This is a genomic window from Streptomyces jumonjinensis (genome assembly GCF_009600885.1).
GTDB lineage: Bacteria > Actinomycetota > Actinomycetes > Streptomycetales > Streptomycetaceae > Streptomyces > Streptomyces jumonjinensis.
The window spans coordinates 41871-48588 of sequence record NZ_VCLA01000074.1; the positions used below are offsets into that span (position 1 = coordinate 41871).

Sequence of the window (6718 nt, forward strand, 5' to 3'; positions counted from 1 at the left end):
GGTGAACACGGACATGAACCCGCACGGCACCGCCGCCGGTCACGCTCAGGCGGGCGCACCGGACCAGGACGACGACCTCGCCCTGAGGGTGACCCGGCGCCCCCGCCCGGGACACTGGCTCGCCGTCCTCGCCGCCGCTCTGTTCACGGCATGGCTCGCCTACACCGTCATCGTCAACCCCCATCTGCACTGGGACGTCGTCGTCGACCATCTCTTCGACGGCGTGATCCTCGAAGGGCTGTGGGTGACCGTCCAGCTCACCCTGATCTCCATGGCCGCCGGCGTCGCCATCGGCGTTCTCATCGCCGTGATGCAGCTCTCCGGAAGCCCGGTGCTCCGCCTCACCGCCGGCGCCTACACCTGGTTCTTCCGCGGCACACCCCTGCTGGTCCAGCTCATCTTCTGGTTCAACCTCGCCCTGCTCTTCCCCGTGATCGGCATCGGCGTGCCCTTCGACGGGCCCAAGTTCGTCGAGTGGCAGACCAATCTCGTCATCACCGGATTCGTGGCCGCGCTCCTCGGACTCTCCATCAACGAGGGCGCCTATATGGCGGAGATCGTGCGGGCCGGAATCCAGAGCGTCGACCCCGGGCAGCGCGAGGCGGGCGCCTCCATCGGCATGTCGAACCGGCGGATCCTCACCCGGATCATCCTCCCGCAGGCGATGCGGGTGATCATCCCGCCGTTCGGCAACCAGTTCATCTCCATGCTCAAGACCACCTCCCTGGTCTCCGTCATCGCCGGAGCCGATCTGATGACCGTCTCCCAGCACCTCTACCTCGCCAACTTCGAGGTCATCGCCCTGCTGATGGTGGCGTCCATCTGGTATCTCGTGCTCACCACGCTCGCCAGCGTCGCCCAGCACTTCATCGAGCGCCACTACACCCCCGGAGCGGCCCCGCTGCGCCGCAGAGTGCTCGGCGATCTCGTACCCGGCCGCACCGGCCGCGCCCAGGGAGCGGACCGTACCCCGGCCAAGGAAGGCGCATCGTGAGCGACACCGGAACACGCACCGCAACACCCCCCGCCGAGAACATCGTCCTGAGCGCCCGCGGCGTCCGTAAGCGGTTCGCCGACACCGAAGTGCTCAAAGGCATCGATCTGGAGGTGCGCGCGGGGGAGGTGTTGTGCGTCATCGGCCCCTCCGGCTCCGGGAAGTCCACCCTGCTGCGCTGCTTCAACCATCTGGAGCACATCGACGCCGGACGGATCCGGGTCGACGGCGAGCTGATCGGCTACGAACAGCACGGCCCCTCCGGCCGCACGCTGCGCGAGCTCCGCCCCCGCGACATCCGCCGTCAGCGCGAACGGATCGGCATGGTGTTCCAGCGCTTCCACCTCTTCCCCCACCGCACCGCCGTCCGCAATGTGATGGAGGGACCCGTCGCGGTCAAGGGCCGCACCCGGGCCGAGGCGGAGCGGCAGGCACGCGAACTGCTCGACCGGGTCGGGCTCGCGGACCGGGCCGACCACTACCCCGCCCAGCTCTCCGGCGGACAGCAGCAGCGGGTGGCGATCGCCCGCGCCCTCGCCATGGAGCCCACCCTGATGCTCTTCGACGAGCCCACCTCGGCGCTCGACCCCGAACTCGTCGGCGAGGTCCTGGGCGTCATGCGCGATCTGGCCCGCAGCGGCATGACCATGATCGTGGTCACCCATGAGATGGGCTTCGCCCGCGAGGTCGCCGACCGCGTCCTCTTCATCGACCAGGGCGCCGTCGTCGAGACCGGCCGCCCGGACGAGCTGTTCACCGACCCGCGGCACGACCGCACGCGGGCCTTTCTGTCGACGGTGCTGTGATGGGCCGCCGAGTGGATCTGCTGCTGAGCGGCGGCACGGTCGTCGACGGAACCGGCGCACCCGGCCGTACGGCGGACCTCGCCGTCACCGCCGGACGTATCACCGTGCTCCCGCCGGGCGAACGGCCCGAAGCGGCCGAGACCGTGGACGCGCGCGGACAGACGGTCGCCCCCGGTTTCATCGATGTGCACACCCATTCCGACGCACTGGCGCTGCGGGCGGGCCCGGATGACGGCGAGACGCTCCGGCTGGCGCCGCTGCTCCAGGGCGTCACCACCGAGATCTGCGGCAACTGCGGCACCAGCCTGTTCCCCGCGCTCCCCGCCCGGCTGCCGGAACTCGCCGACCAGCTCCGGGTGACCTTCGGACTGGGACCGGTCCGGCCCGCGGAGGACTTCGACGCCTTCGCCGCCGCCCAGGACCCGGCCCTGCGCCCCACCCATATCGCCTCGCTCGTCGGCCATGGCACCCTCCGCGCCGGAGTGATGGGCTACGAGGACCGCCCGCCCCGGCCCGAAGAGCTGCGGACCATGCGCGCACTGCTCGACCGGGCGCTCTCCCAGGGAGCGGCCGGACTCTCCACCGGGCTGATCTACCCGCCCGGCGGATACGCGGACACCGAGGAGATCGTCGCCCTGGCCGAGATCGCGGCCCGTCATGGAAAACCGTATGTGACCCATCTGCGTGATGAGATGTCCCAGGTGGAAACCGCCCTGGAGGAAGCCCTCGACATCGCGGTCCGCTCCGGGGCGGCTCTCCAGATCTCCCACCACAAGACTGCGGGCCGCCACGCCTGGGGCGCGACCCTGCGCACCCTGCCCCGGCTGGAGCGGGCCCGCGCCGAGGGAGTGGACGTGCTCTGCGACGTCTACCCGTACACCGCGGGCAGCACGGTCCTGCACGCGATGCTCCCGCCGTGGGCGAGCGACGGCGGCGTCCGCGCCCTGCTGGAACGGCTGCCCGACCCCGCGGTACGGGACCGGATCCGCCACGACATCGCCCAGGGCGTCAAGGGCTGGGAGAACACCGTCGGCAACGGAGGCTGGGACCTCATCGCCGTGGCCGCCGCCCCCGCCCATCCGCACACCGAGGGCCGCCGGATCGCCGAACTGGCCGCCGAGCGGGGCGTCGACCCGGTGGAGTACGTCTGCGAACTGCTGCTCGCCGAACGGGGCGAGGTGACCATCATCAGCCACTCCATGCGCGAGGACGACGTCCGCCGGGTGCTGGCCAGCCCGCTGTCGATGATCGGCTCGGACGGCGTCCCCAAACCCGGCCGCCCGCACCCCCGCTGGGCGGGAACCTTCCCCCGGGTGCTCGGGCACTATGGGCGCGAGGAGAAGCTGCTGCCGCTGGAGACCGCCGTGCACAAGATGACCGGCCTGCCCGCCGGACGGTTCGGGCTCACCGGGCGCGGGGTGATCCGCGACGGGGCCCATGCCGATCTGGTGGTGTTCGACCCCTCGGCCGTACGCGACACCGCGACCTTCGACCGCCCGCTGCTGACGCCCGAGGGCATCACCGCCGTGGTGGTCGCCGGACGCACGGCCGTACGCGACGGCCGCGCGACGGGGACCCGCGCGGGAACGGTGGTGAGGGTGCGATGAGTCTGTCCCGGGTGGTCGCCGCGGCCCGCCGCTCCTCCGCACTGCCGCTGACGCTGGCCGTCGCCGCCGTCGACGTGGACAGCGGCGAGACCGTGGGCGTCGACGACGGCAGACCCCTGCCGGTCGCCTCCGCGTCGAAGCTGCTGCTGCTCGCCGAGGTCGCCCGCCGGCTGGACGCCGGAGAGCTCGGCCCCGAACAGCCCGTCGCCGTCCTCGACGAGGACCGGGCAGGCGGGACGGGACTGCTGTTCCGGCTCAGCGGGCGCGTCTGGACGGTGACGGATCTCTGCTGGCTGACCGCGTCGGTCAGCGACAACACCGCCACCAACGCGCTGCTGCGGCTGGTGGGACGGGAGTCCACCGCCCGGCTCGCCGAACGCCTCGGCGTCGGCGGGCTCGCCCTGCACGACCGGGTGCGCGATGCCCGGGGCCCGGATGTGCCGCCCGTCTTCGCCACCGGGACCGCCCGGGACCTGGCGCGGCTGGTCGCCCACACCGTACGCGGCACCATGGCCTCACCGGGGGCCTCGGCGCTGCTCCTCGGCTGGATGCGCGCCAACACCGACCACGGGCTGGTCCCCGCCCTGGTCGCGCACGACCCCTACGCGCCCGGCTTCCCGGCGCCCCCGCCGCCGGGAGAGCTGCTGGTCGCCAACAAGACCGGCACCGATCCGGGGGTACGCGCCGACGCGGGCGTCGTCGTCGGGGCGCGGCGGCTGGCGTACGCGGTGGTGGCGCACTGGGACACGGCGCTGGGCTCCAGCACCGAGCGGGCGGCGGTGCACGCCGTCCGGGACGTCGGCAGGACCCTGGCGGAGTGCGCCCTGCGCCGTCCCGCCGGATGAGCCGGCGGCCGGGCCCGCCGGGCGGGCCCGGCCGTCAGGACCACTGGGCCTCCAGCAGCGAACGGACCTCCCCGGCCGCCGACCGCAGCTCCGTGAGAAACGCCCGCAGCAGCGGGTTGCGGTTGGTGGCACGGGTGGCGACCCCGATTCTGCGGTGCAGCCGGGGATGGTCCAGCCGGCAGACGTGCACCCCGGCGGTGTCCCCGAGCCCCAGGGCCGGGACCAGCGCGATGCCCATGCCCGCCCGGGCCAGCGCGATCGTGACCTGGTAGTGGTCGCTGCGGCAGCGCACCCGGGGCAGAAAGCCCTCGGTCGCGCACGCGCGCTCCAGCACCGGCTCCCCGGTGTCGCCGCCACGGGTGCCGATCCAGCTCTCGCCCTCCAGCGCCGCGAGCCGGACCACGGAGCTGCGCCCGAGGCGGTGCCGCAGCGGCACCACGATCAGCTGCGGCTCGTCGAAGAACAACTCCACGTCCACGGCCGGCCGGCGGCGCCACGGGTCCAGCGGATGCTCGAAGACGACCGCCGCGTCCAGCCGGCCCGCCTCCAGGTCGGGGAGCAGCTCATGCGGCTGTCCCAGGATCAGTTCGAGTTCGGCGTGGGGCCGGCTCGCGGCGAACGCGGAGAGCGCCCGGGGCAGCAGCTCCAGCCCGGACGAGGCGAAGAAGCCGAGCCGCAGCACCCCGGCCTCCCCGGCGGAGTGCCCGCGCAGATCGTCCCGCGCCACGGCCATCAGATCCGCGATGGCCTGGGCGTGCTCGGCCAGCCGCCGCCCGGCCGGGGTCAGCCGCAGGCTCTGCGGGGCCCGCTCCACGAGCGCCACCCCCATCTCCTGCTCCAGCCGGGCGAGCTGGTGCGAGACCGCGGACGGACTCAGATGCAGCGCCTGGGCCGCCGCCACGATGCTGCCCCCGCGGGCTATCTCCAGCAGGACGAGCAGACGAGCACTGTTCAGCATCGGGACAGAGTAGGCCGTGTCGTCAACGCTCCGCCGCCACGGTCCCGGCGGCAGGGAACGCGTCCGCGTCGGGCGGGAGGTCCGCGTCCAGCCGGAGCAGATCCTCCTCGGTCTCCCGGCGCACCACCACCCTGGCCCGGCCGTCGCGCACGAAGACGACCGCGGGGCGCGGCAGTTTGTTGTAGTTGGACGCCATCGCATAGCCGTAAGCGCCCGTGACCGGTGTCGCCAGCAGATCCGACACCCGCAGATCGGCCGGGAGCGCGGCGTCGTCGATGAGCACATCGCCGCTCTCGCAGTGCTTGCCGACCAGCCGCGCCCGCAGCGGGCGCTCCGCCTCGGGGCAGCGCGGCAGAAACGCCTCGTACCGGCCGTCGTACAGGGCGGGGCGCGGGTTGTCGCTCATCCCGCCGTCGACGCCGACATAGGTCCGCACGCCCTCGATCCGTTTGATCGTGCCGACCCGGTACAGCGTCAGACCCGCGCGGGCCGCGATCGAACGGCCGGGCTCGACGGTCAGCCCGCCGCTCCAGCCCGCGCCGCGCACGGCGGCCCGCACCCCGGCCGCCCAGTCGGCGAACGACGGCACGGTCTGTCCCGCCTCGTACGCGACGCCGAGTCCGCCGCCGACCGTCAGTCCGCGCACCCCCGCCTCGCACGCGAACCGCGCGACGGCCGCCGCGCCCGCCGCCAGTTCCGCCGTCCGAAGGACCTGGGAGCCCACATGGGCGTGGACGCCGTCCAGGATCATCGCCGGGGAGGAGACCGTCCGGCGCACCGCGGCCGACGCCACCCCGCCCGCCAGACCGAAGCCGAACTTCGAGTCGCTGCCGCCGGTGCGGATCGCCTCATGGGCCCCGGCCGCGACGCCCGGAGCGACCCTCAGCCGGACCCGGACCGGCGGCAGGCCCGACTCCCAGTGCAGCCGCTCGATCCGGTCCATCTCGTCGAAGCTGTCGACGACGATGTGCCGGACCCCGGCGGAGACGGCCGTACGCAGCTCCCGGTCGCTCTTGTTGTTGCCGTGCAGCACGATGCGGTCGGCGGGCGCCCCGCCGTGCAGCGCGACCCGCAGCTCACCGCCGGACGCGACGTCGAGCAGCAGCCCCTCCTCATGGACGAGCCGGGCCATGGCCGTGCAGAGGAACGCCTTGGAGGCGTAGGCGACGCTGTCCCGGCCGAAGGCGGCGACCGCCTCCCGGCAGCGCTGCCGCAGATGCTCCTCGTCGTACACGAACAGCGGCGTCCCGAAGCGCCGCGCGAGTTCGGTGAGCGGAACCCTGCCCACGGCGAGCCCGGCGGGGCCGGTCTCGGCGGTGAGGGGCAGCAGATCCGGTGTGATGGCCGATGACATGGTTCCTCCCCGAAGGCCGGCTCATCAGCCATCCTCCGACCTGGGAGCGCGCGGACGAAAGCGCATTCTTCGATGGCTGAGCATCGAATCCGCCGACGCTTCCCTTGAGCGGCGCCGACTCTCTCGCCCCGGCCGCCGGGGGCCGTCTCCCCGG

The 6718-nt window shown here is 73.2% G+C and carries 6 protein-coding genes; 4 read left to right on the top strand and 2 right to left on the bottom strand.

Annotation, left to right across the window (positions count from 1 at the left end):
* Position 1 precedes the first annotated feature (1 nt).
* From FF041_RS09345 to FF041_RS09360, 4 genes are read left to right on the top strand one after another with little or no spacing between them, the layout of a single operon-like run.
* Positions 2-994, top strand: a complete 993-nt coding sequence (locus FF041_RS09345; RefSeq protein ID WP_323391500.1) for an amino acid ABC transporter permease — start codon at positions 2-4, stop codon at positions 992-994.
* Positions 991-1800: an amino acid ABC transporter ATP-binding protein gene (locus tag FF041_RS09350; protein ID WP_407698126.1), complete on the top strand. Its 810-nt coding sequence runs from the start codon at positions 991-993 to the stop codon at positions 1798-1800. Before FF041_RS09345 ends, FF041_RS09350 begins: the two co-directional genes overlap by 4 nt.
* Positions 1800-3407: an N-acyl-D-amino-acid deacylase family protein gene (locus FF041_RS09355; RefSeq protein ID WP_153521928.1), complete on the top strand. Its 1608-nt coding sequence runs from the start codon at positions 1800-1802 to the stop codon at positions 3405-3407. Before FF041_RS09350 ends, FF041_RS09355 begins: the two co-directional genes overlap by 1 nt.
* Positions 3404-4252, top strand: a complete 849-nt coding sequence (locus FF041_RS09360; protein WP_153521930.1) for a serine hydrolase — start codon at positions 3404-3406, stop codon at positions 4250-4252. The genes FF041_RS09355 and FF041_RS09360 overlap by 4 nt, the downstream gene beginning before the upstream one ends.
* Before the next feature lie 34 nt (positions 4253-4286).
* On the opposite strand, the gene FF041_RS09365 is transcribed toward FF041_RS09360, so the two are convergent.
* Complete coding sequence (locus FF041_RS09365) at positions 4287-5210, bottom strand: LysR family transcriptional regulator (RefSeq protein ID WP_153521932.1); 924 nt, start codon at positions 5208-5210, stop codon at positions 4287-4289.
* A 22-nt stretch (positions 5211-5232) separates the two neighbouring features.
* A complete protein-coding gene (gene lysA / locus FF041_RS09370; protein WP_153521934.1) occupies positions 5233-6564 on the bottom strand; it encodes a diaminopimelate decarboxylase in 1332 nt (443 codons plus the stop codon).
* Between the last annotated feature and the right edge of the window lie 154 nt (positions 6565-6718).